At 63.5% G+C, this 23,543-nt stretch carries 25 protein-coding genes; 5 read left to right on the forward strand and 20 right to left on the reverse strand.

Features of this window, described 5'->3' with window-relative positions; all coding sequences use genetic code 11:
* Positions 1-10 precede the first annotated feature (10 nt).
* The 3 genes from TGR7_RS09080 (at position 11) to mtgA (ending at position 1,718) form a co-directional block, all read left to right on the forward strand.
* Positions 11-358 (forward strand): PilZ domain-containing protein, encoded by a 348-nt coding sequence (locus tag TGR7_RS09080; RefSeq protein WP_041442864.1) that lies wholly within the window; start codon positions 11-13, stop codon positions 356-358.
* A gap of 285 nt (positions 359-643) precedes the next feature.
* Positions 644-964, forward strand: coding sequence for a hypothetical protein (locus TGR7_RS09085; RefSeq protein ID WP_012638377.1), 321 nt, complete (start codon positions 644-646; stop codon positions 962-964).
* 94 nt (positions 965-1,058) lie between these two features.
* Positions 1,059-1,718: a monofunctional biosynthetic peptidoglycan transglycosylase gene (gene mtgA, locus TGR7_RS09090; protein ID WP_012638378.1), complete on the forward strand. Its 660-nt coding sequence runs from the start codon at positions 1,059-1,061 to the stop codon at positions 1,716-1,718.
* A 37-nt stretch (positions 1,719-1,755) separates the two neighbouring features.
* Here mtgA and TGR7_RS09095 read toward each other — a convergent pair whose 3' ends face one another.
* A complete protein-coding gene (locus TGR7_RS09095; RefSeq protein WP_012638379.1) occupies positions 1,756-2,232 on the reverse strand; it encodes a cupin domain-containing protein in 477 nt (158 codons plus the stop codon).
* Positions 2,233-2,603: 371 nt separating this feature from the next.
* Between TGR7_RS09095 and TGR7_RS09100 the strand changes: the two genes are divergently transcribed.
* On the forward strand, positions 2,604-3,848 hold the full coding sequence (locus TGR7_RS09100; protein ID WP_012638380.1) for a hypothetical protein: 1,245 nt from the start codon (positions 2,604-2,606) through the stop codon (positions 3,846-3,848).
* Between the two features lie 25 nt (positions 3,849-3,873).
* Here TGR7_RS09100 and TGR7_RS09105 read toward each other — a convergent pair whose 3' ends face one another.
* From TGR7_RS09105 to fabD, 18 genes are all read right to left on the reverse strand, one after another.
* Entirely contained in the window at positions 3,874-4,641 is a 768-nt protein-coding gene (locus TGR7_RS09105) for a phosphate/phosphite/phosphonate ABC transporter substrate-binding protein (protein ID WP_245522968.1), read from the reverse strand.
* 244 nt (positions 4,642-4,885) lie between these two features.
* Positions 4,886-5,887 carry an MBL fold metallo-hydrolase gene (locus TGR7_RS09110; protein ID WP_012638382.1) on the reverse strand — a complete coding sequence of 334 codons (1,002 nt, stop codon included), beginning with the start codon at positions 5,885-5,887 and terminating at the stop codon, positions 4,886-4,888.
* Positions 5,888-6,299: 412 nt separating this feature from the next.
* Positions 6,300-6,557 carry a MoaD/ThiS family protein gene (locus TGR7_RS09115; RefSeq protein ID WP_012638383.1) on the reverse strand — a complete coding sequence of 86 codons (258 nt, stop codon included), beginning with the start codon at positions 6,555-6,557 and terminating at the stop codon, positions 6,300-6,302.
* 7 nt (positions 6,558-6,564) lie between these two features.
* The gene (locus tag TGR7_RS09120) at positions 6,565-7,701 is read right to left on the reverse strand and encodes a beta propeller repeat protein (RefSeq protein WP_012638384.1); all 1,137 of its coding nucleotides are present in this window, start codon (positions 7,699-7,701) and stop codon (positions 6,565-6,567) included.
* Positions 7,702-7,861: 160 nt separating this feature from the next.
* Positions 7,862-8,425: an HD-GYP domain-containing protein gene (locus TGR7_RS17135; protein ID WP_012638385.1), complete on the reverse strand. Its 564-nt coding sequence runs from the start codon at positions 8,423-8,425 to the stop codon at positions 7,862-7,864.
* A 251-nt stretch (positions 8,426-8,676) separates the two neighbouring features.
* Positions 8,677-9,558 (reverse strand): alpha/beta fold hydrolase, encoded by an 882-nt coding sequence (locus TGR7_RS09135; RefSeq protein WP_245522969.1) that lies wholly within the window; start codon positions 9,556-9,558, stop codon positions 8,677-8,679.
* An 86-nt stretch (positions 9,559-9,644) separates the two neighbouring features.
* Positions 9,645-10,118: an AAC(3)-I family aminoglycoside N-acetyltransferase gene (locus tag TGR7_RS09140; RefSeq protein ID WP_012638387.1), complete on the reverse strand. Its 474-nt coding sequence runs from the start codon at positions 10,116-10,118 to the stop codon at positions 9,645-9,647.
* Between the two features lie 794 nt (positions 10,119-10,912).
* Positions 10,913-11,692 carry a TatD family hydrolase gene (locus TGR7_RS09145; protein WP_012638389.1) on the reverse strand — a complete coding sequence of 260 codons (780 nt, stop codon included), beginning with the start codon at positions 11,690-11,692 and terminating at the stop codon, positions 10,913-10,915.
* 81 nt (positions 11,693-11,773) lie between these two features.
* Positions 11,774-12,115, reverse strand: coding sequence for a PilZ domain-containing protein (locus TGR7_RS09150; protein WP_012638390.1), 342 nt, complete (start codon positions 12,113-12,115; stop codon positions 11,774-11,776).
* Positions 12,116-12,127: 12 nt separating this feature from the next.
* Complete coding sequence (locus TGR7_RS09155) at positions 12,128-13,093, reverse strand: DNA polymerase III subunit delta' (RefSeq protein WP_012638391.1); 966 nt, start codon at positions 13,091-13,093, stop codon at positions 12,128-12,130.
* A complete protein-coding gene (gene tmk, locus TGR7_RS09160; protein ID WP_012638392.1) occupies positions 13,090-13,746 on the reverse strand; it encodes a dTMP kinase in 657 nt (218 codons plus the stop codon). The genes TGR7_RS09155 and tmk overlap by 4 nt, the downstream gene beginning before the upstream one ends.
* Positions 13,743-14,771: an endolytic transglycosylase MltG gene (gene mltG, locus TGR7_RS09165; protein ID WP_012638393.1), complete on the reverse strand. Its 1,029-nt coding sequence runs from the start codon at positions 14,769-14,771 to the stop codon at positions 13,743-13,745. The genes tmk and mltG overlap by 4 nt, the downstream gene beginning before the upstream one ends.
* On the reverse strand, positions 14,768-15,580 hold the full coding sequence (gene pabC, locus TGR7_RS09170; protein WP_012638394.1) for an aminodeoxychorismate lyase: 813 nt from the start codon (positions 15,578-15,580) through the stop codon (positions 14,768-14,770). The genes mltG and pabC overlap by 4 nt, the downstream gene beginning before the upstream one ends.
* Positions 15,577-16,884 (reverse strand): aminodeoxychorismate synthase component I, encoded by a 1,308-nt coding sequence (locus TGR7_RS09175; RefSeq protein WP_012638395.1) that lies wholly within the window; start codon positions 16,882-16,884, stop codon positions 15,577-15,579. Before TGR7_RS09175 ends, pabC begins: the two co-directional genes overlap by 4 nt.
* Before the next feature lie 40 nt (positions 16,885-16,924).
* Positions 16,925-18,163 carry a beta-ketoacyl-ACP synthase II gene (gene fabF, locus TGR7_RS09180; protein WP_012638396.1) on the reverse strand — a complete coding sequence of 413 codons (1,239 nt, stop codon included), beginning with the start codon at positions 18,161-18,163 and terminating at the stop codon, positions 16,925-16,927.
* A gap of 122 nt (positions 18,164-18,285) precedes the next feature.
* Positions 18,286-18,525, reverse strand: coding sequence for an acyl carrier protein (gene acpP / locus TGR7_RS09185; protein WP_012638397.1), 240 nt, complete (start codon positions 18,523-18,525; stop codon positions 18,286-18,288).
* Positions 18,526-18,787: 262 nt separating this feature from the next.
* The gene (gene fabG / locus TGR7_RS09190; protein WP_012638398.1) at positions 18,788-19,531 is read right to left on the reverse strand and encodes a 3-oxoacyl-ACP reductase FabG; all 744 of its coding nucleotides are present in this window, start codon (positions 19,529-19,531) and stop codon (positions 18,788-18,790) included.
* Between the two features lie 231 nt (positions 19,532-19,762).
* The gene (gene fabD, locus TGR7_RS09195; protein WP_012638399.1) at positions 19,763-20,698 is read right to left on the reverse strand and encodes an ACP S-malonyltransferase; all 936 of its coding nucleotides are present in this window, start codon (positions 20,696-20,698) and stop codon (positions 19,763-19,765) included.
* A 173-nt stretch (positions 20,699-20,871) separates the two neighbouring features.
* Here fabD and infA point away from each other — a divergent pair, with 173 nt between their 5' ends.
* Entirely contained in the window at positions 20,872-21,090 is a 219-nt protein-coding gene (gene infA, locus TGR7_RS09200; protein ID WP_012638400.1) for a translation initiation factor IF-1, read from the forward strand.
* A 191-nt stretch (positions 21,091-21,281) separates the two neighbouring features.
* Here the strand turns inward: infA and clpA are convergent, their stop codons facing one another.
* Positions 21,282-23,543, reverse strand: a complete 2,262-nt coding sequence (gene clpA / locus TGR7_RS09205; protein ID WP_012638401.1) for an ATP-dependent Clp protease ATP-binding subunit ClpA — start codon at positions 23,541-23,543, stop codon at positions 21,282-21,284.

A 23,543-nucleotide genomic window follows, 5' to 3' on the forward strand; every position in this document is an offset into this window, starting at 1 on the left:
GGAGGTGTGTGTGAAAAAACGAGAGGGTGCACGCAGGCCTGTCGACATTCACGCCATGATCGAACCGCTCACCGACCGGTTCTCCGATCCTGTGCAAGGCCGGATCAGGGATATCAGCCTGAGCGGTGTGTACGTGGAGATGCCGACCGAGGCCGTGGCGAAGTACACCAGGCTGCGGCTCAGCGTCGGTACCGGGGAGGGCAACACCGGCCCGACACGCAACTGGCAATGCTACGTAGTCCGAACCACGGATGACGGCGTCGGCTGCATGTTCGATGATTCCGATCCCGGCAACATCGACGGCCTGCTGGAGATCCTGCGCGACCTGTCCGTGCGCAGGTCCCGGGGCCCTGGCTAAGCGCGCAATGGCACGGGGCACGCTCTGACCCTGACCTCATGGCCATCGATACAGACCCCAATAATGGAAAGCGACACGCCCTGTGCATGCAGGCAGCGCCTGCTGAACCGTGCTTCGATGTCATGTCATCCCTGGCAGACAGATTGGCACTGGCAGGTAATTCCTGACACCATCCGCGTAGCATGCACGTCAACCGGATGATCCCGCCGTCGCGGCTCCGGGGAAGACTGCGGATGACTGATTCCCAAAGATCACCTGAAACGCTTACAGGAGCGTATTCCCGCCATGTCCAAGCCATCTGGGCAATCCGAGATGCAGCTTTCTGAACTGCGGGCAGACGTGCTCGATACGCCCGGTGGCGATTCGGTGCGGCTACGCTTCGAGGGGCCGTTCGAGGGGCAGCCGGTGCGCTGGGATGCGTGCGTCATGGCCCTGGGCCGCAGTGCGACCGGCGGAAATTTCATCGAAGTGGGAGAAGAAGGTCAGGATGGAATCCGCTTGCGAGTCGGTCTCGCTGTGGATTGCATCGACGAACCCAGCCTGCGCAACGCCATCATCATGATCCGGCAGTACAAGCGCCTGCGGCGCGGGCGCCACGAGTGGTGATCTCATGGCTGGCGTGGTACAGACGCTGGCAATTGCTCAACGCCACGGATGAATCAGGCATCAAGGCAGACTTGTAGCAACACGGACATACTCCATGCGTCGTTTTCTGTTCATCATCGCGCTGTTACCCGTCGCCTATTACCTGCTGTGCGTCGTGGCGCTGGCTTACCTGCGCTACCTGCCGCCACCCGTCACAGGCGTGCAGACTCAACGGGTCATCGAGCAGGTATGGAGTGGCGAACCTGTCATCCGCGACTATCGCTGGCGCCCCGCTTCCCAGATCTCCCCACACCTGCCCCGGGCCGTGGTGGCGGCCGAGGACGCCCGCTTCTTCCTGCACCGGGGTTTCGACTGGGAGGAGTTGCACAAGGCCCGGGAAACGGCCAGGGACGAAGGACAGTCCATGCGCGGCGCCTCCACCCTCACCCAGCAGCTGATCAAGAACCTGTTCTTCACCACCCACCGAAATCCGGTGCGCAAGGTCTACGAGTGGGCGCTGACCCCGGTTGCTGAGTTCATCCTGGGCAAGGACAGGATCCTGGAGCTGTACGTCAACGTGGTGGAATTCGGACCCGGCATCTACGGTGCTGAGGCGGCCGCGCGCCACCACTACGGCATCACCGCAGCCGACCTGTCCCGCCAGCAGGCCATGGGCCTCGCCGCGGTCCTCCCCGCGCCGCTGACGCGCAGGCCCCAGGCCATGGGCTGGTATACGGAGATCATCGAGGAGCGCATGCAGCAGCTGGGGTGGTAGATGAAAAGTCGGTGCTGTGATGCGGCGCCCGATGCATTCACTTTACTTCGATTGCATAGGCATCAACGGGGCCCTCGAAGGCGATGAACAGCACGCAGGCCTCGGGACTTTCACAGACCGCGGTATGCGTTCGTTCTGCCGGGCCATATGCGTAGGTGCCTGGCTTGAGTGACACGGTCTCCTGCCCCTCGTACTGTACCTGGAGTTGCCCTGAGACCAGTACCATGCGTTCCGCCGAGGTGTGCCGGTGATGTGGGACGAGGAAGCCGCCACCGGGTACTTTGAAGAAAATGTCCGCGTTCTGCTTTGCTGGATCACCATGCAGTACCGCGATCTCGCAGCCAGCGGGGATGAAGGATGGGCACGGTCCCCATTGCAGATCGGCATCACTGAAGGTACGTGCCAAGGCCTGTTCGGGAACGCCTGTCTCCGCAGCCAAGGGCATGGCGAACAGGAGCAGCAGGAAAAGCACTCGAGCCTGGCGCGTGTGGCCAGTGGGTTTCATGGTGGACATGGGGGAATCCTCTTCAAGAGAGCAGGGTGTCGGATCGTGAAACACATCCGCATTACATGAAGATAGTGGAGTTTTGGCGCAGCGGTGGCATTGGCGAGAAATACTTCTATCCAACAGCACATCGATCAAGGGTAAGGAGGCATTTATCCGGCATTCCACCGTGCCACTTTCAGGCTACTGACCGCCATCATGCGCCATGACATGCCCGCTGATGCGACCACCATCTGATCCACGCCCTGTCTTGGTGCGGCCGACCCTGTTCGGGATGGCCCTGAGCGCGGTGCTGTCCTGATCCCATGGCAGTGGCTTGAATGTTGCAAGCCACAAGTATCCTGCCTCCCCCCACAACGGCCGCAAGGCCCGACGAACCCATGACCAACTCACTTGGATTGCCCCGCCACGGGGACAAACAGAACTCCCCCTTCTTTGAGGAATACCTGGTGCGCCTGCTGGAGGAGCGCGACCGGGTGGGCCTGAGCGATCTCATCCGCGAGATCGACGCCCTGATGATCACCGTGGAGCCCGGTCACTCGATCCAGTACGTGGCCGAGCTGGCCCTCATGACGCCCTACCACTACCTGGTCACCCTGGAAAGTGAGTCCCACTGGACACACATCCTGCGCATCGACATGGCGTCGCCGGACATCCTGGTGAGGGAGGTGAAGGACCCGTCCATCCAGGGCATCTTCCGGAGCCTCAACGAGGTCTACCCCATCGGCCGGCACAAGCCCCACAGCCGCTACATGGGCGAGATCCTCCGGGTGGAAGACCTGCACGGCGCGGTGAGCCTGCAACGGGACCGGGAGTTCCGCTTCTTCACCCAGGACGAGGTGCGGAAACTGGAACTGCCGGGCAACGTGGCGGTGAGTAAGCCCTCTCCCTATACCCACAACATGGTGGGGTACATGGAGCGACGGCCTGACGAGATCCGTGTGTATGCCCTGGGGATGAGCAGCATTCGCAGTGACGTCAACGAGGCCTACCTGGCCGCCAAGGCGTTGCAGGAAAAGCTGCGCATCGACGACCTGCTGCAGCCCATCGATCACCTGGCCACCCGGGTCTACGCCCAGAACCGGGAAGTGGCGATCCTCGAATACCTCTCCTGGTCCAGCTACTACTACTGGGGCTCCTATGACATCAAGGACCAGAACTCATCCACCAATGTCACCAAGAGCGTTCACTATTCCGAGGAGCGGCGCAGCCCGGCCAAGGTCTTCACCGCCAACAACACCCCGTACTTCGTCAATCACCTGGAGAAACTGCCCTCACCCACCGAGACCTTCGTGCGCAATTACGGACCGCGCCTGCACCACATCGCCGTGGGGGTCAACGACGGTGAACGGGACGGTGTTGAGAACATCGAGTTCGTAGTCGAGGCCATCCGGCGCCAGGGGAAGGATTTCCTCCTGGATGTGATCGGCTCCAAGGAGGAAGGCCTGAAGCAGATCTTCTCCAGCGCCTCGGAGCACTCCTCGCTGATCGTGGAATACGTGCAGCGTTTCGGGGATTTCGACGGGTTCTTTGCCAGAGACAACGTGGCGGAGTTGACACGGGCCGCAGGCGCAGAGGAGACGCTGCGTTTACTCGATGCAGAGGCCGGTGCGAAGGGGTCGTGAGCGGATGGTCGTATGGGGGAAAAGACTAATACCCCCAAACACCTTCGAGCATGGTCTCCAGGCCCAGGTAGGTATCGTTGGCGGCCTCCTCGAGGTTGGGCACGTTCAGAGCCTCCAGCATGGCTCGACCGGTCGGTGAGTTTTGGGCATTCAGCAGCGCCTGACGGATGCGCTCGCGCTGGTCTGGGCTGACTCTGCTGCTCACCGAGATCCCGGGCGCCGGTAGCTGCTCGGTGGTGTACACCGGGACAAGATCTGGGAAATTCGCCATCAGGCTCGTAGGCAGCATGGCCCCGACTGTGCGCTTGTCCACGGCCGACTGCGCGGCTTCGACATGGGTATCCACCGGGACGATGTGTGGCTGACGTACCGAGTCCGGGAATAGATTGATGAGACCCAGGGCACCGAGGGCCGGGGAAGGCTGCGACGCGACCCGCCGCCCGATCAGTTCTGACGGATCCAGGATGCCGAAGTCCACGTGGGACGCCAGGGTGAAGCTCAGGACATCTGGCAGTTTGGCCACCACGGTGTAATCCATCCTGGCGGCACGGTAGGCGGTGAACGGCGGTGCGTCGATCACGATGTCGTAAGCCTCGCGACGCATCAACTGCCAGTGGGCCAGGATGTTGACGCTCGTCTCCAGCCGGATATCCCTGCCCGTGGCCTGAGCCAGGTAAGCGATCAAGGGCTGATAGGTCTGGGCCGCCTGTTGCTGAGACAGGCCCAATGCCACCGCCAGGGTCAACTCATCAGATTTGACGGCGCTCCCGGCCAGCAGGAAGAACAACAACATGCTGCGCAAAGAGGTCGCTATGAGCCTGCTGGGCATGATCAAGGATACCTCTCGTCTGTGACCGACTCGATTGTATCTCAACCCGGCAATGTGATAAGCGACCCATGAGAATCGTTTGTCGCCGAATCCATACCAGTGGTCGTCGGGAAAAATGACGGAGGGATAGAAAGGGAAAAGGTGACGGAGGGTTAAAAGCCTTGACCCTCCGTCACCTCTGACTTGAGCCGCGTCTGCGGTGAACTGCTCAGAACAGCGCCGCTTCCACCTGCAGGTAAATGTGAGAGACGGACTCACCGAGGATGTCGTCCATGCCGGGATAGATGGCCTCGAAGTCCGCCATCTGCTCGCGGGCCTGTGCGGCGATCTCATGGTCCATCATGCCGGCGTTATAGCCCTCTTCCACGATATCCCACAGGGTCTGGAAGTAGTTGCGCATGTTCTGCACCGCCTCGAAGCCACCGACCGGGCCGTGACCGGGCAGTACCACTTCAGGCTCCAGGGCAAGCATCTCATCGAGCATGGCGATCCAGCCCTGCACGTTGGAATCGAAGGTGGCCGGGCCGCGTTCGGTGTAGACCACGTCGGCGGCCAGCAGCACACGCTGAGCGGGCAGCCACAGGGCGATATCGCCGGGGGCATGGGCACGCTCGCTGCGCAGGATATAGGCCTCGGTGTCGGCGAACTGGTAGCTGCCGGATTCGGTCACCGCATCACGCGCCGGCACCAGGTCGAAGCTGCCGATGGCCCCGTTGGTCATGCTGTAGAAACGGCTCAGCCATTCGTCACCCTGCTCCTTCATCAGTGCGATGGTGATGTCGGAGGCGATGATCTGCTCGGGTTCGTCGGCCATGAAGGCGCTGTTGCCCAGCCAGTGATCGCCATGCACGTGGCTGTTGATGATCCAGCGCACCGGCTGATCGGTGACGGTGCGGATTAGATCACGCAGGGCCGCGCCGATGGCTTCGGAAGAGCCGGTATCGAACATCAACACCCCGTCGCCGGTGACGACAAAGGCGGTGTTGGAATTCCAGCCCAGGTTGTCCGCGCTGGGAAAGCCGCGGGCGGGAGAAACGATGGCATAGACCCCCTCGGCCAGCTGCTCGACCTTCATGCCGAAGGGGTTGTCGGTCACCTCTGCCGTCTCCGCGGCGGCCTGCTGCTGAACGGGCGGCTGGCTCTCGCCGGAACAGGCGCTCAGCCACAGGGCGATGCTGACCAAAAGCAGAGTAAAAATAAGGTTTTTCATGACTTCTCCAGTGCAGTTTCTTAACTTGGGTGGATCGTTCAATGAATCTTGGGAAGTTGATGTGGATTCCTTTCCCTTTGTCCAGGATCTTTCGTGCGCGTTCGGCGCAACCCTGGATCTCCGGGTGCGTGAACAGGGGCGACGATAAGAGGGCCCTGGGTCTTTCCGGCTACTAAAAGGGGGCGGAGGGATTACAGTTTCATCCCTCCGCCCCCTCTAACTGTCTTGCCCGGTGCTTCCCTGCCGTATTGGGGCGTAGATTGTACTGAAATTACGCGCCCAAGATCGATTCCCGGCCGAATACTAAGGAATTATTCTTTATATACAGTCGGTTGCCAAGATTCGGCCCCGTTATTGGGATTGAACGCCCGTGAGGGACTGGTGTTGGTTGGAGTGGCCGACACCCTGTGACCTACCCACCGCTCAAGGCCTGCACGATCACCACTTCGTCAGACTCTTTCAATGGCAGGCCAAGATCGAATACTGCGGCGTTATTGACGAAACAGCGCATGTTCGGGCGCATCCTGTTCTGCTCGTCGACGATGCGGAACCGGATGCCGGGGAACTGGCGATCCAGGTCATCCAGCAGGCCGGACAGCGTCTCGCCGTGGGCCTGCACCCGGGGACTCCCGGTGTAACTGTGCAGCGGCGTGGGGATCAGAACGTCCATGGCCTGGCTAACCGAGCTCTGCGCTCTCGACCGCATAGATCTCTGGCAGGTGGCGTGCGAGACAGCGCCAGTGCTGCCCCTCGTCGTCACTCATCCAGAGTTCACCGCTCGTGGTTCCGAAGTAAAGACCCACGGGATCCCGGGTGTCGCAGGTCATGGCTTGACGCTTCACGGTCCACCAGGCCTGTTCCCTCGGCATACCCTCATCCTGTCGTTCCCAATTCATGCCGCCGTCTCGCGTGCCATAGACCGCGGGTCTGCCGCTCGGCGAGGTGCGAGGCCAGACCTCGGTACCGTCCATGGGGAAGACCCAGGCGCGGTCCGCATCCCGTGGGTGTACGACCATGGGAAAGCCGATGTCGCCCACCTCGCGGGGCATTGCATTGCCGATGCGTCGCCATTCCATGGAGGGCCGATCCAGGCGGTATATGCCGCAATGGTTCTGCTGATAGAGGCGGTCTGGGTCGCTCGGACACAGGCGTATGCAATGGGGGTCGTGGAAGGTCGGATCGAGAATGTCGAAGCCCTCCACGACCTCCAAGCCCTCGATCAGGGATGTGAAGCTGTCACCGCGATCCAGAGACTCATGCACCCCGCCACCAGACATCGCGATGTACAGGTGCTTCGGGTCACGCGGGTCCACGATGATGGAGTGCAGAACGGGACCATCCGGGGTTCCGTCCTGCACCGTACCCATCCAGGCACGGAACCGGGGATCGTCGTTGAGGATTGAATAGGGCTGCCAGTGATCACCACCGTCATCGGAGCGGAACAGGCCCTGGGGCGAGGAGCCTGCATACCAGGCTCCGGGCTCGTCAACATGGCAGGGCGTGAGCCAGAAACTGTGATGTACGCTGCGCCCGGTCTCGGGCTGAAAGGCAGGTGGCCGACGGGCCTCTCTCCACGACGCTCCCAGGTCCGTGGAGCGAAAGATCGTCGGTCCCAGGTGCCCGGTACTGGCTGTTGCCAGCAGCGTCTCTCGGTCGCGGGGGTCCAGGACCATGTGATGAATGATATGACCGAGAAAGTGGGGGCCGTCGCTTCGCCAGTTCTGGCGTCTGTCGTCGCCGTGAAACAGCCATGCCCCTTTGCGGGTGGCTACCAGCAACACGGGACCCTGTCCGGATGACTGAGATGTCGTCATGTGTCGTTCCTCCTTCGCGAGAAACCGGGTCAGCGAGGAAATTCTGCTTATCTCTAGAGACATTTCCCCGCTGTGACCCGGTTTCTTCAGTATCAGATTATCGGGGATGACACGTCCTGGTGCGCCAGGCTGATCATGTGTATGAGAGCATCCCGCAAAGTCAGGCCTTCACAGACTGGAAAAACTGGTGAAGCAAATTAGGATCGTAACAGTGGGAGTCCTGCTCCATGCGCCGCAGGGCTCTTTCCGTAGAGACGCCCTTATGATAGGGGCGATTCATGATCATGGCATCGAAAGAATCCAGGATTCTGGCCAAGCGCGCAAAGAATGGGATTTCATCGCCTTTGAGGCCTTGGGGATATCCAGTTCCGTCATAGTTCTCATGATGGAATCGCACGAGATCGTTTACACGAGGATCAAGGTCCAGGGGAGACAGTAGATCCGCGCCTATGTCGGCGTGCTGCTTGATGAGCGAAAACTCAGATGCGGTCAGGCGTGCGGGCTTGTTCAGGATATGATCGCTGATGGAAAGCTTTCCAAGGTCGTGGATCTCAGCACCCAGGCACAGCAGGGAGACTTCCTCCGATGTACAGCCCAAATGCAGGCCAAAGCGTTCAGCACTACTGCCAAGCCTCTGATGATGTCCGGCGAGATCGGGGTCCCTTCCTTCGACGAGTCCCGCTATAAAATTTGCAATTCTATCGATCATATCCAGTGCCCCCATGAAACATGGTCACCTTAGTAAGGATATATAGATTGCCTGCCACAAGGGTGCAATGCCGTTAAAGGTGATTTAAAAGGTGACAGACTCTGAGGTTTCCCCCCGTCTTTTCGGCTACTAAGCAGCGAGTGAATCCAGAGGCAGTGTCCCTCATTACTCAGACGCCCACAGGCATGGCAGATTAAGCGAGAAGCACAATAGGTATACCGTCCCTGGATTTAACGCAGTGCAGAACCTTGTTGGGCGACGATTGTTCAGGCCAAAGGCAGACGGTTGTTGGCGGTTATCCAATCGAGTATGAGGTGATCGAATTCTTCCGGCTGTTCGAGCTGTGGAGTGTGTCCGCTCTTGCTGAACACTCGGAAGGCGACGTTCTCCAGACTAGGCAGTACCCTATTCCATAGTGTATGCGGAACCGCGTAGTCGTGTTCTCCCATGACGATGAGCACGGGAGCGATGAGTGATTCAGCATCCCAATTCAACTCGTATTCCTGGTAGAGGTCGCGAAACGCGCGAATGGCCTCCATATCGAACGCCATGCCATCCCACAGCCAGGAGGCGTCGTAATTGGGATCATTCCAATACAAGGGCGCATCCGCTACGTATTGCCGAACGTAGGCATCCGCTGGAGAAAGCGACTCCAACTGATCCTTATCCACCAGGGAGCTCCGCCTCATCTCAAGGGCTTCCCGCCGCTCCTCTGAAGCATGGAGTGCCCAGTACTGTTCGGCAGCATGAACTGTTTGGGCGATATTAACGGGAGGAGAACAGATCAGGACAACATGTGAAACGTTCTGAGGAAATCTCTTCGCGTACTCCAGAGCTACGTTTCCGTGATGAGAATGGCCGACCACTGCAACACGCTCAAGACCGGCTGCAAGACGAATCGCCTCAATGCACATCGCATAGGTGTCGAAGTTGATTGATGTATGTATGAACTTAGAGTCCAACCGTACGAAATGTGGTAAATCAGCACACACCAGCGAGCACGATCGCCTAAGACCTTGCGAGAAGGTTCGGGGGTAATAAATGGATGACCCTACGATCAGCAGAGGCGTACCAACGCCTTCCACAGTGTATGCAAGCTCGGTACCAGCTACGCTCACGAAATGGCTGCCAATTTCTCTTTCGGCCATTTTCCTTTCACTCATTCGCCGCTTAACGTTGAACTCACCGATGGCAATGGAGCGCGAGCGGAACTGGCATCCGGTGCAGTGACTTGTTATGCAGCGCCGCCCTCACCTTCGACTGCGATATCAAAATGCAAGACATCTTCACGCCTCCCCAGCTTTGTATACAAGGCGACTGCTGGTACGTCTTCAATGCCGGTGTCGGCTTGAACGAAGATCACGTAGGCGCCTCGCATAGCAGCTATTTCCTTTAGCTTCTCAATCAACATTGTCGCAATCCCTTCTCGCCGATGCCCGATGGCCACCGCAAGATCGTAAATGTAGACCTCGCTGCGCTCCTGCTCGAACTTCTTCAGTTCATACGCGGCGATGCCGCCGATGACAACTCGATTCTTCAAGGCTGCCAGCGCAATGAAGGAATCACCGCCGAGCAGTCGTTCCAGATAATCGTCACTCGGGGGGTTCGAAGTGTAGGTTTCCTGTTCATTGAATGCCTCGCCAAACGTTGTCAACAACGCTTTCATCAGCGGCACATCATTCGGGGTGAGATGGCGAATGTCTATCAACTGGGCTACCTCCGTGCTGCATAACAGTTGATTAGACGGATTCTGACATATCGGTGATATGCGGATTCCGTATAGTACGGGGAACCCTTGCCTTTCCGGTGTGTGTTGCGGAAGCATGAATCCTGTTCAGGAGCTTCGTGCACACAGGGAGGTGCCTTATGGCGACAGGTGGTCGCGCCGACAGGGAACGCCGGTTTTGGGATCGTTACCGGCATATTCTTCTTTCTCGAGGGGTTAGATCCGCATCGGTAGGCTGTTATGTGATGCGGGCGGAGCAGTTCATCCGCACCTTTCCGAAGAGGCGGCGGGCGGCGTATCTCGGTACGCTGCGCCACAGTCTGACCGTGCGCAGCCCGCTGGATGCAGGCTGAATGGAATGCATTGGGCAGCTTCATGGATGACCAGACTCCCTGTCTGTCTTCTTTGCCCCGACTTTAACGGTGGCGGGCGAGGGAGGCAAACGACGGCCGCTGCCCTGTCTTTGAGGTTTCGTATTTCCCCTCTGAGGCCTCTGTGCCCTCTGTGGCTAACCCGCCTTAACCCGCATATCTCACCGGGATTGCGGGAGCAGGCGAAGGATTCGTGTCTGTAGGCGCCGCTCTGGAGCGAAACCCATAGCAATAGCTATGGGTTGAGTGAAGAGCAAGCCTACGGGCGCGAAGACGAGCCTGAACCGCGATAGGACTCCGGCGGGAACAGACTGTCATGCTGAGTTCGCCGGCCATTTCAGTGTATTCCACTTGGGTTTCAGCTTGTTACGCGTCCGCTGGTGTCCGACCGGTGAGATATGCGGGTTAATCCTTCAAAGCACCAAACAGCTGCTGATAGTTGCGCGTCGTGAGCGCCGCGATGCTTTCAAGGTCGCTGCCGCGCACCTCGGCCACCTTCGCGGCCACGTCACGCACCCAGGCGGGGTGGTTGCCCTTGCCGCGATGGGGCACCGGGGCGAGGTAGGGGGAATCGGTCTCCACCAGCAGGCGGTCGTCGGGGACCTGGCGGGCCACCTCGCGCAGTTCATCGGCGTTGCGGAAGGTGACGATGCCGGAAAACGAGATGTAGAAGCCCAGATCCAGGGCGGCTTGCGCCATCTCCCAGGTCTCGGTGAAGCAATGCATCACACCGCGCACCTGATCGGCGCCCTCCTCCTTGAGGATCCTGATGGTGTCCTCCCGGGCGTCACGGGTGTGGATGATGAGCGGCTTGCCCACCTCCCGCGCGGCGCGGATGTGAGTGCGAAAGCGCTCCCGCTGCCACTCGTTGTCCTCGGGGTGGTAGTGATAGTCGAGCCCCGTCTCGCCGATGGCCACCACCCGGGGATCGCGACCCCGGCTCACCAGGTCCTCCACCGTGGGATCGGCCCCCTCGGTCTCGCCGGGGTGCACGCCCACGGAGCAGGACACATCCGCATAGCGCTCGGCGATGCCCCGCACCGTGGGGTATTCCTCCAGGGAGATGCTCACGCACAGCATGTGCCCCACGCCGGCAGCGCGGGCGCTGTCCATGACCTTGTCCAGGGAACCGTCGAAGGGCTCCAGATCGATGCGATCCAGATGGCAGTGGGAGTCGATGAGCATATGGGGCAATTCAACATTCAACGTTCAAAATTCAAAGGTGCAGCGACTTTGAATCTTGAATTTTGAACGTTGAATTTCGGTTTACATGGTATGGGTCGGGCGATCCGCCTGCAGGGCGCCGGCCAGCAGGCCTTCGATCTTGTTGCGGGTGGCGCCGTTGTCCTGGGGATTGAACTGCACGCCGATGCCCGGGGTGCGGTTGCCCTGGGCGCGGGGCGGGGTGACCCAGATGATCTTGCCCGCCACCGGCATGCGCTCGCGCTCCTCCATGAGGGTCAGCAGCATGAACACCTCGTCGCCCAGCTTGTAGGGCTTCTGGGTGGGGATGAACAGACCGCCGTTCTTCACGAACGGCATGTAGGCAGCGTACAAGGAGTTCTTGTCCTTGATGGCCAGCGAGAGAATGCCCTGTCCTGCCGACATGCGGTGACTCCCCTATGCCCTGCCGGGCGCGAGGCCGGCGAACACCTCTTCCAGCAGCATCTGCGGGTTGACGGTGGTGCGGGCCAGGCGACGCCATTCGGTCAGGCGGTCCTGTAATTGAAAGATGCGACCCAAGTCTAACGTCTTTGCCAGGGGCTGCAAATCCTCCCGTCCCGCAGCGGCCCGTCCGGTGAAGGCGATCCGCGCGGACTCCCACAGGGCGATCTGGACCCAGCGGATCAGGCGCTCGGTGTCCTGGGCCTTCCAGCGCTCCGCCAGGGCGACCGTGCCCGTCTTGCCCCGGGTCAGTTGCGACAGATCACCCAGCAGGGCGTGCCACTGCTCCAGCGCGCCCTCCTCGGCCAGATCCCGCGCCACCAGGGGCGCCCCCCGGGCGAGACACAGCAGCGCGTCCACCTGTCCGGCCTGCACCCCCTGCCCCGCCAGCCAGGCGCGGGTGATCTCGTCCGGCGGCAGGGGCACGGCCAGGGTCTGGCAACGGCTGCGGATGGTGGCCGGCAGGCGCGAGGGCTCGGCGCTCACCAGGATCATCAGCGTGCGCTCCGGCGGCTCCTCCAGGGTCTTGAGCAGGCTGTTGGCGGCATTGGGATTCATGGCCTCCGCCGGCCAGAGCAGCGCCACACGGTGGGCACCCATGGAGCGACTCAAACCCATGGTCTCGGACAACTCCCGGATCTGGTCAACGACGATCTGGGTCTTGTCCTCGGGGATGGTGACCCGGGTCAGGTCCGGGTGGGTGTCGGCACGGTAGAGACGGCAGCTGTCACAGTGCCCGCAGGGCGCGCCCTCGACACCGGGCGCAGTGCACAGGGCGGCCAGGGCCAGGGATTCCGCCAGCGCCCGCTTGCCGATCCCCACGGGGCCGGTGAGCAGCAGCGCATGGGGCAGACGCCCGCCCGCCAGGCGGCCGAGCAGCTGCCGGTAGGCATCCTCCAGCCAGGGATAGGGGGCGCTCACGGCGTTACCCCGTTCGCCTGCAGCAGGGACACCAGGGCCGCCTGCAGATCCCGGGTCACGGCCTCCAGGGACTGGCCGGCATCGATGATCCGGTAGCGGCTCGGCTCGGCCCGGGCCCGCGCCAGGTAGGCCTCGCGCACCCGCTCAAAGAAGTCCATCGCCTCCTGTTCGAAGCGGTCCGCTTCCCCCCGCCCCCGGGCCCGGGCGAGACCCGTGCGCACGTCCACGTCCAGCAGCAGGGTCAGGTCCGGGCGCACCGGTCCCTGCACCCAGTCCTCCAGTACGGCGATGCGCGCCGGGTCCAGTCCCCGGCCGCCGCCCTGGTAGGCATAGGTGGCGTCGGTGAAACGGTCGCAGAGCACCCAGGTGCCGGCCTCCAGCGCCGGGAGGATGCGGGTGCGCAGGTGCTCGGCCCGGGCGGCGAACATGAGCAGCAGCTCGGTGTCCGGGTGCATGGGCGGATGGTCCCGGGACAGCAGCAGTTCCCGGATCCGTTCCGCCAACGGCGTGCCGCCGGGCTCCCGGGTCACCAGCAAGGGCACGCCCCGGCTTTCCAGGAACGCCTGCAGCGCCTGGATCTGGGTGGACTTGCCCACCCCCTCGGCACCCTCCAGGGTGATGAAACGGCCCCGTGCCGTGGTTGGCTGGTTCATCGTCGACTCCCCGGGTAACGACTGGCATCGCCGCCCAGCTGGTAGCGGATCACCGCCTCCCGGTGCTCCCGGTAGGTGGTGGAGAAGTGGTGGCTGCCGTCACCCCGGGAGACGAAGAACAGCACGTCGGTGTCCGCCGGGTTCAGGGTCGCGCGAATGGAGGCGCCGCCGGGCAGTGCGATGGGCGTGGGCGGCAGTCCGGCGCGGGTGTAGGTGTTGTAGGGGGTGTCGGTGCGCAGGTCGCGGCTGCGCAGGCGCCCGCTGGTGATGCCGGCGCCGTACATGACCGCGGGGTCGGTCTGCAGGCGCATGCCACGCTTGAGACGCGTGTTGAACACCGCTGCCACCAGGCCCCGTTCGTCGGGATGGCCGGTCTCCTTCTCCACGATGGAGGCCAGGATCAGGGCCTGGTAGGGACTCTCGACGGGCAACCCCTCCTGGCGCTCCGCCCAGGCGGCATCCAGGAACTCCACCATGCGCCGGTGGGCGCGCTCCAGGAAGGCGATGTCGGTGGTGTCCCGGGGAAACAGGTAGGTGTCCGGGAAGAACCAGCCCTCGGGATGCTCTCCGCTGCGGCCCAGCCGGGCCATGATCTCCATGTCCCCGGCCGGGTCCAGGGTCTGGCGGATCTGCGGGTGGGCGCGCACCGCCGCCATCATCTGGGCGAAGGTCCAGCCCTCGGGGATGGTGAGGCTGTACTGCACCGTGCGTCCGGCGGTGAACAGGGCCAGCAGGCTGCGCGGCGTAAGCCCCGGCTCCAGGCGGTACTCGCCGGCGCGGATGGTGGCGGACTCCGCCTCCACCCGGGCATGGAATTCCCAGTAGGCCGGTCGTTCCAGCCAGCCCGCTTCGTGCAGATCGCGGGCGACCCGGCGCACCGAGGACCCGGGGGGGACCTCGTAGACCTGGGTCTCATCGAGCGCCAGGGGTTCATCCATGAAACGCAGGTAGTCGTAGCCGAGCCCGGCGGCGGCCACCAGGGCCAGCACCAGCAGGAACAGGACACCCAGCAGCACACGCCTCACGCCACGCCCTCCGAAAGCGCCCGGCGCAGGCGCGCCACCAGCTCATGGCGCGGGAGCTCGCGACCGTCGAGCCGGCGCACGGGCCAGAGGCCGATCAGGGTGTTGGTGAGGAACAGGCCGCGGGCCTTGAACAGGTCCGCGACCGAGAGCCGCGCCTCCTGGCAGGAGACGCCCAGCGCCCGGGCCGCATCCAGCACCCGGGCACGGGTGATCCCCGCCACGCCGCACTGATCCAGCAGCGGCGTGATCAGGGTCTGGTCGTCCCGGATCAGGAACAGGTTGCTCATGGTGCCTTCCACCACATGGTCGTCGGTATCCAGCATGATGCCTTCCTGGAATTCATCCTGCCATTCACTGCGTCCCAACACCTGCTCCAGGCGGTTGAGATGCTTGATGCCCGCCAGGGCCGGGTTGCGGCCGAGCCGAGTTTGGCACACGCAGACCTCCACGCCCTCTTCTGACCAGGCCGCGGGCGGATCGGAGGTCTCGAAGCCCATCACGATGCGAGTTGGCTCGGGCTTCAAAGGCGGGCGATAGCCCCGGAGGCCGACGCCCCGGGTCAGGATCAGCTTCAGCGCCCCGAATCCGCCGCCGGCCAGCACCCGGTGCGCCTCGGCCAGCCACAGACCGGCATCCGGCGCGGGCAGGCCCAGGCGCGCGCAGCCCCCGGCCATGCGCGCCATGTGCCGATCCCAGTGCAGGGGCTTGCCGTCGCGCACCGCCAGGGTCTCGAACAGGCCGTCGCCGTAGGCCAGCCCCCGGTCCTGGACCGGCAGGGTGTCTCCCGCTTGTCCGTTGACCAGAATCATGGACGCAGGGCCCGCAGCAGGCCCTCCGCCTTGTGGCGGGTCTCCTCCAGCTCCCGCTGGGGATCGGAGTCGGCGACGATGCCGGCGCCGGTGCGAAAGTGCACCTGGTTGCCCCGCTGCACCAGGGTGCGGATGAGGATGTTGAGGTCCATGTCCCCGTCGCGGTTGAGGTAGCCCAGGGAGCCGGTGTAGGCACCCCGCCCTTCCTGCTCCAGCTCGGCGATGATCTCCATGCAGCGCACCTTGGGGCAGCCGGTGATGGTGCCGCCGGGAAACACCGCCCGGATCACCTCGCCGGGGCTGATGCCGGGGCGCAGCCGGCCGGTGACGTTGGAGACGATGTGGTGCACGTGGGGATAGGTCTCGAGCGTCATGAGTTCGTCCACCTGGATGCTGCCCGGCACGCACAGACGGCCCAGGTCGTTGCGCTCCAGGTCCAGCAGCATGATGTGCTCGGCGCGCTCCTTGGGATGGGCCAGCAGCTGGGTGGCCAGGGCCCGGTCCGACTCCAGGGCCTCGCCCCGGGGACGGGTGCCTGCGATGGGCCGGGTGTCCACCCGTTCGCCGCGCACACGCACCAGGCGTTCCGGCGAGGAACTGACGATGTGCCCGCCGGGCAGGCTGGCCAGCGCCGCGAAAGGGGCCGGGTTGCGAGTGCGCAGGCGGTCATAGAGCTCTGCCGCCGCCACCGGCTCGCGCAAGCGCGCCTGCCAGGCACGGGACAGGTTCACCTGGAACACGTCACCCTCGCGGATGTAGTCGATGATGCGCTCCACACCACGCAGGTAGCGTCGGGGCGCGTCCTCCTCCAGGGATTCGAGCACCAGGGGCGTGGCCGCGGCATCGCTTCCATCCAGCGCGGCCAGATCGGCGCGCATCTGTTCCAGTGCCGACTCATGACCCGGTTCGGCCACCAGGTGGGTCAGGCCCTGTTCGTGGTCCACCACCAGGGCACAGGGGAAGCGCTGAGCGAAGGCCACGGGCAGCGCGCAGGGATCCAGGGGCAGATCCAGCACCGGCTCCACCTGCGCGGCCAGCTCGTAAGCCAGGAACAGGAACCAGCCGCCGCGAAACGGCAGGGGGTCGGCGGCATCGTTCAGGGGCGCGATCCGCTCGCGCTGCCACCAGGCATCCAGGGCGCGCAGGAAATCCCCGGATCCGCCGTCGGCGTCCAGGCTCAGGGTTTCGCCGGGGAAGGCGAACAGGATGCTGTAACGGGCCTGGGGCGTGCCCTTGAGCGCGCTTTCCAGGAGATGGGGATATCTGCCGGGCCAGCGCCGGTGCAGCGCCAGCAGGTCCGTCACCGCATCCAGGCAGGGGGCGCGGCCCCCTGCCTGGATGGGATCAGAGCATCCGGAAGACGAGGGTGCCGTTGGTGCCACCAAATCCGAAGGAATTGGACAGGCCCACGTTGATCTTCATCTCACGGGCGGTATTGGGCACGTAGTCCAGATCGCACTCGGGGTCCGGGTTGTCCAGGTTGATGGTGGGGGGGATCACGCCGTGCTTCATGGCCAGGGCCAGGAACACCGCCTCCACGCCGCCGGCGGCACCCAGCAGGTGGCCGGTCATGGACTTGGTGGAGCTGATGGCCACCTTGTAGGCGTGATCGCCCAGGGCGCGCTTGGCGGCCATGGTCTCGGCCACGTCGCCGGCCGGGGTGGAGGTGCCGTGGGCGTTGATGTAGTCCACGTCCGTGGGATTGAGACCTGCGTCCCTGAGGGCCATGAGCATGCAGTTGGCCGCACCCTCGCCGCCCGCGGACGGCTGGGTCATGTGGTAGGCGTCGCTGTTCCAGCCGAAACCGGCCAGCTCGCAGTAGATCTGCGCACCACGGGCCTTGGCGTGCTCGTACTCCTCCAGCACCAGCGCGCCGGCGCCATCGCCCAGCACGAAGCCGTCCCGGTCCTTGTCCCAGGGACGGCTGGCGCGGGCGGGATCGTCGTTGCGCGTGGACAGGGCGCGGGCGGCAGCGAAGCCGCCGATGCCCAGCGGCGTGGTGGCCATCTCGGCACCACCGGCGACCATCACGTCCACGTCGCCGTACATGATCATGCGCGCGGCATCACCGATGTTGTGGGTACCGGTGGCGCAGGCGGAGACGATGGAGATGTTCGGACCCTTCAGGCCACACATGATGGACAGGTTGCCGGCCACCATGTTGATGATCGCGCTGGGCACGAAGAAGGGCGAGATCTTGCGGGCACCACCGTTGAGATAGGCCGTGTGGCTCTTCTCGATGTAGGGCAGACCGCCGATGCCGGAGCCGATGGCCACGCCGATGCGCTCTGCGTTCTGCTCGGTCACCTCGAGGCCGGAATCCTTGATGGCCTGCAGGCCAGCGGCGATGCCGTAATGGACGAAGGTGTCCATCTTGCGCTGGTCCTTGGGGGTGATGTAATCGTCGGCATTGAAGTCCCGCACCGCGCCGGAGATGCGCACCGGCATCTCGGAGGCGTCAAAGACGTCAATGGGTGTAATCCCGCTGCGGCCTGCGGTGATGTTGTCCCAGGCGGACTGGATGGTGGATCCGACCGGGGAGACGATCCCCAGTCCAGTGATGACGACGCGCCGTTTAGACAAGCTCTTGCCCTCGGAGATTTAAGTTTCCAGGCGGTTCAAAAACACCCGTGGCCGCGATCAGTCTGCACTGGTCGCGGCCACGATGTCGAGGTACTGAACCGGAAGCGGCGTTCCGGTTTCAATCAACCCTGAGCGTGGGCGTTGATGTAATCAATCGCCTGCTGCACGGTGGTGATCTTTTCCGCTTCCTCGTCAGGAATTTCGGTCTCGAATTCTTCTTCGAGGGCCATGACGAGTTCCACGGTGTCCAGAGAATCCGCGCCCAGATCTTCGACGAAGGAAGCGCTGTTGGTGACTTCTTCTTCCTTCACGCCCAGCTGTTCCACAACGATTTTCTTGACGCGTTCTTCAATGTTGCTCATGGTTTGACAATCCCCTTGTTGGATAGGCAGCCGAAGCTGGGCCGCTATTCTAGATAAATCCCCCAGACCGTTCCACCTGAAGTGGCTGGCGCAGAGCGCTGGTCCGGGATTGCAAGTCTTCAAGGGGCGCGAGTATCACCCGGCCCCACATCCGCTGTAAACCACCGCAACACACTTTCCTGTACCGGGTTCGGCAGCGGAATGAGTACTAAAAGAGCTTTCTGTTGAGTTCGTTACAGCAGGTTTCTCATGTACAGCACCATCAGGCCATGTACATACCGCCATTGACGTGCAGGGTCTCTCCGGTGATGTAGGCGGCCGCCGGCGAGGCCAGGAAGGCCACCACGGAGGCGATCTCCTCCGGGCGACCCAGGCGACCCAAGGGGATCTGACCCAGCAGGGCATCACGCTGGGCCTCGGGCAGGCCACGGGTCATGTCGGTGTCGATGAAGCCGGGGGCCACGGTGTTCACGGTGATGCCCCGTGAGCCCACTTCCCGGGCGAGCGACTTGCCCAGGCCCAGCAGACCCGCCTTGGCGGCGGCGTAGTTGGTCTGCCCGGCATTGCCGCTGGAACCCACCACGGAGCCCACGTTGATGATGCGGCCCTTGCGGGCCTTCATCATGCCCCGCAGCACGCCCCGGGTGACGCGCCACACGGCGGTCAGGTTGGTCTGGATGATGTCATCCCACTCCTCGTCCTTCATGCGCATCATCAGGTTGTCCCGGGTGATGCCCGCATTGTTGACCAGGATGGAGATGCCACCGAGATCGTCGCTGATCTGCTTGATGGCCGCCTCGACCGCCTCGGCATCGGTCACGTTCAGGGCCATGCCCCGACCCTTCAGGCCCGCCTCGCGCAGATAGGCGGTGATGGCCTCGGCGCCGGATTCGCTGGTGGCGGTACCCACCACGGTGGCGCCCTGCTCCGCCAGGGCCATGGCGATGGCCTTGCCGATGCCGCGGCTCGAGCCGGTGACCAGTGCGATCTCGTTTTCCAGACTCATGAAAGCTTCTCCTGACAATGATGCGGGCCGCTTCGGGCGGTCCGATATATTAAATGTTCGACGGACTCAGCCCTGCACCTGCCCTAGGAGCCTGTCGGACTTAGGTGCCCGTAGCGAGCTGAATGGGAGAGTGAGGCCATTTTTTCGATCGTTTGAGGAGAATAGCCGTCGCTATTTGACGAAAAGGATCGGAAAAATGGACCGCTCTCCCACCAGCGCAGTAGGCGCAGCCTAAGTCCGACAGGCTCCTAGGGCCTGGGCGAGGCTCTCGGGATCCTGCACGCAGGCGAGCGCGAGGGTCTTGTCGATGCGCTTGTTGAGGCCCGTGAGCACCTTGCCCGGGCCCAGCTCCAGCACGGTGGTCACGCCATCGGCGGCCATCTTCTGCACCGACTCCACCCAGCGCACCGGACGGTGCAGCTGCGCGGCGAGCACGGCGCGGATCTGGGCCGGATCCGAATGACTGGACACATCCACATTGTGGATCACGGGAATGGACGGGGAGACGATCGCCACCGAGGCCAGGCGCTCGGCGAGGCGTTCGGCCGCGCCCGCCATGAGCCGGCAGTGGGAAGGCACGCTCACCGGCAGTTTCACGCTGCGCTTGGCGCCGGCCTCGGCAGCCAGGGCCACGGCCCGGTCCACCGCGGCGGTCTCGCCGGCGATCACCACCTGCCCCGGGGAATTGAAGTTCACCGCCTCCACCACGCCGCCCTCGGCGGCGCGGGCGCAGACCTCGATCACCTGGGCGTCATCCAGGCCCAGGATCGCGGCCATGGCCCCCTGCCCCGGCGCCACGGCGCCCTGCATGAGCCGGCCGCGTTCGGCCACCAGGCCCGCGGCATCGCTGAAGCCCATGGCGCCTGCACACACCAGCGCGGTGTACTCGCCCAGGCTGTGGCCCGCCATCACCGCAGGCGCCGGTCCGCCCGCCGCCTGCCAGACCCGCCACACGGCCACGCCGGCCGCCAGCATGGCCGGCTGGGTGTTCTCGGTGCGGTTCAGGTCTTCCTCGGGTCCGTTCTGCACCAGGCTCCACAGATCGAAGCCCAGCACGTCGGAGGCCTCCTGGAAGGTCTCGCGAACCTGGGGATGGGCATCGGACAGGGCGCTCAGCATGCCAAGGGACTGGGAGCCCTGGCCGGGGAACACGCAGGCGAAGGTCATGGGGGAATGGCCTCTGTTTTGGGAGGGAAATCAGGCCGCGTAGTTTAGGCAATCCATCCGCATGCGGGCAAATCGGTCACGCGGCGTTGTGAACAAGGTTCACCAGGCCCTTGTTTTATCGGCCCGGTTGTTGATAATGGGCCGCTTGACTCGACCCGACCGACTGCAGGTATATGGCCAAAGAAGACCACATTGAAATGGAAGGCACGGTGCTGGACACCCTGCCCAACACCATGTTTCGTGTACAGCTGGACAACGGCCACATCGTCACGGCCCACATCTCCGGACGCATGCGCAAGAACTACATCCGCATCCTCACCGGCGACCGTGTCACGGTGCAGATGACCCCCTACGACCTCACCAAGGGCCGCATCACCTACCGCAACAAGTAAGCGCCGCGCCCGCCACGCAGGATTCAAACGACAAACGCCGCAGAGATGCGGCGTTTGTCGTTTCTGGTCTCTGGTTTCTACAAGCCCGATCAAAAGCCAACCGCGAAGGATGCAAAGGGAGTACGCCAGGGTCGCGAAGGGTCTTTTTTCAAAAGGATTTCCTTCGCGCCCTTTGCGTTCCGGCTTTTCCCTTACGATGCCACCGGCTCTTCTTCGTACTCCAGCGCCAGGGCACCGTCGCGCACGGTGACGCTCACCTCGCCGCCGCCGGCCAGACGGCCGAACAGGATCTCCTCGGCGAGCGGCTTCTTGATGTGCTCCTGGATCACGCGTGCCATGGGCCGGGCGCCCATCTTCGGGTCGTAGCCGTGCTCGGCCAGCCAGGTGCGGGCCTCCTCGTCCACGTCCAGCACCACCTTCTTCTCGTCCAGCTGCGCCTGCAGCTGGGTGAGGAACTTGTCCACCACGCTGGCGATGGTCTCCGGCGCCAGGGGGCGGAACTGGATGATGGCGTCCAGGCGATTGCGGAACTCGGGCGTGAAGGTGCGCTTGAGCACTTCCATGGCGTCGCTGGAATGATCCTGGCGGGTGAAACCCATGGTGGCGCGGCTGGAGACATCCGCGCCCACGTTGCTGGTCATCACCAGGATCACGTTGCGGAAATCCACCTTGCGGCCGTTGGTGTCGGTAAGCGTGCCGTGGTCCATCACCTGCAGCAGCAGGTTGAACACGTCGGGGTGGGCCTTTTCCACCTCGTCCAGCAGCAGCACCGCGTGGGGATGCTTGAGGATCGCGTCGGTGAGCAGGCCGCCCTCGTCATAACCCACGTAGCCGGGCGGCGCACCGATCAGGCGCGACACCGTGTGCCGCTCCATGTACTCAGACATGTCGAAGCGCACCAGTTCGATGCCCAGCAGGTCGGCCAGCTGGCGGGTGACCTCGGTCTTGCCCACGCCGGTGGGACCGGCGAACAGGAAGGAACCGATGGGCTTCTGCCCGTCGCCCAGGCCCGAGCGGGCCATCTTGATGGCGGCCGCCAGGGTGGAGATGGCCTCGTCCTGGCCGAACACCACCATGTTCAGGTTGCGCTCCAGGTTCTTGAGGGTCTCCATGTCGGAGGCGGAGACGCTCTTGGGCGGGATGCGCGCGATCTTGGCGACGATGGCCTCCACGTCGTGCACGGAGATGGTCTTCTTGCGCGTGCTGGCCGGCTGCAGGCGGCGGTTGGCGCCGGCCTCGTCGATCACGTCGATGGCCTTGTCCGGCAGGTGGCGGTCGGTGATGTAGCGGCTGGCCAACTCCGCCGCCGCCCGGAGCGCCTTGTTGGTGTAGCGCACGTCGTGGTGCGACTCAAAGCGCGACTTGAGCCCTTTCAGGATCTCGTAGGTCTCGTCCACCGTGGGCTCGTTCACGTCGATCTTCTGGAAGCGCCGTGCCAGCGCCCGGTCCTTCTCGAAGATGCCCCGGTATTCCTGGTAGGTGGTGGAGCCGATGCACTTCAACTCGCCGGAGGCGAGCATGGGCTTGATCAGGTTGGAGGCGTCCATGACGCCGCCGGAGGCGGCACCGGCACCGATGATGGTATGGATCTCGTCGATGAACAGTACCGAACCCTTGCGGCGCTTGAGCTGGGCCAATACACCCTTGAGGCGCTTCTCGAAATCACCCCGGTACTTGGTGCCCGCCACCAGGGCACCCAGGTCCAGGGAGTAGATCACCGCGTCCTTGAGGACCTCGGGCACCTCCCCGTCGACGATCTTCTTGGCCAGGCCCTCGGCGATGGCGGTCTTGCCCACGCCCGCCTCGCCCACGTACAGCGGATTGTTCTTGCGCCGGCGGCACAGGATCTGCACCGTGCGCTCCAGCTCGTGGGCGCGGCCGATGAGCGGGTCGATCTTGCCCTTGCGGGCCTGTTCGTTGAGGTTGGTGGCGTAGGCCTCCAGCGGGTTCTGGCGGTTCTCCTCGCCCTCGGCGGGCGCCTCCTGCTGGCTCGAGGCCTCCTCGTCGGGATGCTCCTCGGGCACCTTGGAGATGCCGTGGGAGATGTAGTTCACCACGTCCAGGCGGGCCACGTCGTGCTGGGACAGCAGGTACACGGCGTGGGATTCCTGCTCGCCGAAGATGGCCACCAGCACGTTGGCGCCGGTGACCTCCTTGCGCCCGGAGGACTGCACGTGGAACACCGCCCGCTGCAGCACCCGCTGGAAGCCCAGGGTGGGCTGGGTGTCGCGGGGGTCATTGGGGGGCAGGCGCGGGGTGTTGGCGTCCACGAACTCCGCCAGCTCGCCGCGCAGCTTGTCCAGGTTGACGCCGCAGGCGCGCAGCACCGAGGCGGCGGTGGGGTTTTCCGTGAGGGCGAGCAGCAGGTGCTCGACGGTCATGAACTCGTGACGTTTCTCGCGAGCGGCCTTGAAGGCCAGGTTGAGTGAGAATTCGAGTTCCTTGTTGAGCAT

This window comes from Thioalkalivibrio sulfidiphilus HL-EbGr7 (assembly GCF_000021985.1).
In the GTDB taxonomy this organism is placed as follows: Bacteria; Pseudomonadota; Gammaproteobacteria; order Ectothiorhodospirales; family Ectothiorhodospiraceae; genus Thioalkalivibrio_A; species Thioalkalivibrio_A sulfidiphilus.

Coding starts and splice junctions, on each gene's coding strand:
- TGR7_RS09115 (WP_012638383.1), bottom strand. CDS start 6,557: ATGGACGTTCTGATCCCCACGCCGCTGCACAGTTACACCGGGAGTCCC.
- infA (WP_012638400.1), top strand. CDS start 20,872: ATGGCCAAAGAAGACCACATTGAAATGGAAGGCACGGTGCTGGACACC.
- acpP (WP_012638397.1), bottom strand. CDS start 18,525: ATGAGCAACATTGAAGAACGCGTCAAGAAAATCGTTGTGGAACAGCTG.
- fabD (WP_012638399.1), bottom strand. CDS start 20,698: ATGACCTTCGCCTGCGTGTTCCCCGGCCAGGGCTCCCAGTCCCTTGGC.
- fabG (WP_012638398.1), bottom strand. CDS start 19,531: ATGAGTCTGGAAAACGAGATCGCACTGGTCACCGGCTCGAGCCGCGGC.
- mtgA (WP_012638378.1), top strand. CDS start 1,059: ATGCGTCGTTTTCTGTTCATCATCGCGCTGTTACCCGTCGCCTATTAC.
- TGR7_RS09145 (WP_012638389.1), bottom strand. CDS start 11,692: ATGCTCATCGACTCCCACTGCCATCTGGATCGCATCGATCTGGAGCCC.
- TGR7_RS09105 (WP_245522968.1), bottom strand. CDS start 4,641: ATGTTGTTGTTCTTCCTGCTGGCCGGGAGCGCCGTCAAATCTGATGAG.
- TGR7_RS09135 (WP_245522969.1), bottom strand. CDS start 9,558: ATGGCCGAAAGAGAAATTGGCAGCCATTTCGTGAGCGTAGCTGGTACC.
- tmk (WP_012638392.1), bottom strand. CDS start 13,746: ATGAACCAGCCAACCACGGCACGGGGCCGTTTCATCACCCTGGAGGGT.
- clpA (WP_012638401.1), bottom strand. CDS start 23,543: ATGCTCAACAAGGAACTCGAATTCTCACTCAACCTGGCCTTCAAGGCC.
- TGR7_RS09150 (WP_012638390.1), bottom strand. CDS start 12,115: ATGTCGGCAGGACAGGGCATTCTCTCGCTGGCCATCAAGGACAAGAAC.
- TGR7_RS09100 (WP_012638380.1), top strand. CDS start 2,604: ATGACCAACTCACTTGGATTGCCCCGCCACGGGGACAAACAGAACTCC.
- TGR7_RS09095 (WP_012638379.1), bottom strand. CDS start 2,232: ATGTCCACCATGAAACCCACTGGCCACACGCGCCAGGCTCGAGTGCTT.
- TGR7_RS17135 (WP_012638385.1), bottom strand. CDS start 8,425: ATGGGGGCACTGGATATGATCGATAGAATTGCAAATTTTATAGCGGGA.
- TGR7_RS09110 (WP_012638382.1), bottom strand. CDS start 5,887: ATGAAAAACCTTATTTTTACTCTGCTTTTGGTCAGCATCGCCCTGTGG.
- TGR7_RS09085 (WP_012638377.1), top strand. CDS start 644: ATGTCCAAGCCATCTGGGCAATCCGAGATGCAGCTTTCTGAACTGCGG.
- TGR7_RS09120 (WP_012638384.1), bottom strand. CDS start 7,701: ATGACGACATCTCAGTCATCCGGACAGGGTCCCGTGTTGCTGGTAGCC.
- pabC (WP_012638394.1), bottom strand. CDS start 15,580: ATGATTCTGGTCAACGGACAAGCGGGAGACACCCTGCCGGTCCAGGAC.